This window comes from Micromonospora sp. ATA51 (assembly GCF_016802855.1).
GTDB classification, from domain to species: Bacteria; Actinomycetota; Actinomycetes; order Mycobacteriales; family Micromonosporaceae; genus Micromonospora; species Micromonospora sicca.
In genome coordinates, this window is sequence record NZ_JAEVHJ010000644.1 from 1 (window position 1) to 1,532 (window position 1,532).

Annotated in this window: 1 protein-coding gene; it reads left to right on the forward strand. The window is 68.9% G+C overall.

All coding sequences use genetic code 11. The features are described 5' to 3' along the window. The first annotated feature begins 84 nt into the window (after window positions 1–84). Window positions 85–1,107 carry an IS110 family transposase gene (locus JNW87_RS38610; RefSeq protein WP_238455464.1) on the forward strand — a complete coding sequence of 341 codons (1,023 nt, stop codon included), beginning with the start codon at window positions 85–87 and terminating at the stop codon, window positions 1,105–1,107. The last annotated feature ends 425 nt before the right edge of the window (window positions 1,108–1,532 follow it).

Genomic DNA, 1,532 nt, shown 5'->3' on the forward strand with positions numbered 1-1,532 from the left:
CCGCTCCTCGTGAATCTCGCTCTGGGCGTGCCGTTGGGCGTTCACTTGGAGGTGTTCACGTCCGTCACGACGTTGGAGGCCCCTGTGAACACAGACTACGACGGTCGGCAGGTGGTGGGTATCGATCTGCACCGGCGGCGCACCGTGATCGTGCAGCAGAGCGAGGTCGGTGACCGGTTGGGTGTCACGCGGATCGACAATGACCCGTTCGTTCTGGCTGATCAGGTCGCCGGGTGGGGTGAGGCGCCGCAGGTGGTGTTGGAGGCCACCTACGGCTGGTACTGGGCGGCGGACGTCCTGGCCGACGCCGGCGCGCAGGTGCACCTGGCCCACCCGCTGGGTGTGAAGGGGTTCGCCTACCGGCGGGTCAAGAACGACGTGCGTGATGCCTCTGATCTTGCCGATCTGCTGCGCATGGGACGGCTGCCCGAGGCGTGGATCGCGCCACCGGCCACCCGTGAGCTACGTGAGTTGGTGCGTCACCGGGCGAAGCTGGTCGCAGTGCGTTCAGGGTTGAAGGCAGGGGTGCATGCGGTGCTGGCCAAGTGCGGCGTGAGCGTGCCGATGACCGATCTGTTCGGCGTCGCCGGGCAGCAGCTGCTCACCGAGCTGCGCCTGCCGGACGTCTACGCCGGGCGGATCGCCTCACTACGCAGGTTGATCGACGCGTTCGGCTTCGAGATCGACCTGTACGCCAAGATGACCGGCGCCCGCCTGTCCACCAACCCCGGCTATGTCGCGGTGCAGGCCATCGACGGTGTCGGCCCGATCCTGGCCGGGGTGTTCGTCGCCGAGATCGGCGAGGTGCACCGCTTCACCCGACCGGAGCAGTTGTGCTCCTGGGCCGGGCTGACCCCACGCCACCGCGAGTCCGACACCAAGGTCCGGCGTGGTCGGATCACCAAACAGGGCTCCACCCTCGTGCGGTGGGCCGCGGTCGAGGCGGTGCAACGCGTACGCCGTGGCCCGATCGCCGCCACCCGGGCCCGCATAGGCGAACACCGCGGCGCGAACATCGGCAAGGTCGCCGCCGCCCGCAAACTCCTCACGCTGGTCTACTACGGCCTCCGCGACGGACACATCCGTTGCCTGGCCCGATCGGCGTGAGCACAGTCTGGACGCAGCCAGGACGCGAGGCCGACGCAGGTCTGACCCCCACCGGCCGGTGCGCGGTCGACGCATCTGATTGACCCCGCCTGGCTGCGGCCGTACCACTCCATGCCGCCCATGTCGGCGGCGAAGGGATGACCGGCAACCAGACCCCCGGTTCTGACAGTTGCCACCTCGTCCACACCGGACGTTGGAGAGACGGCCCCCACAACCGAACCCCCTGTTCCCGGCGCCACGATCATGCGCCACCCGGAGCCGGCATCAAGGCCAAGCCCCTGACGGGGTCGACCTGCGGTCGAGCCTTGACCCCGACCCCTCGCTGGCGTTTGTCTGCACCGAGCCGGGAAACCGGCAGAAACCGGCCACAACCACCCCGGCGGTCGCGGGTTGACACGGCCCCACTCCTTCAGGGATGACCTGCG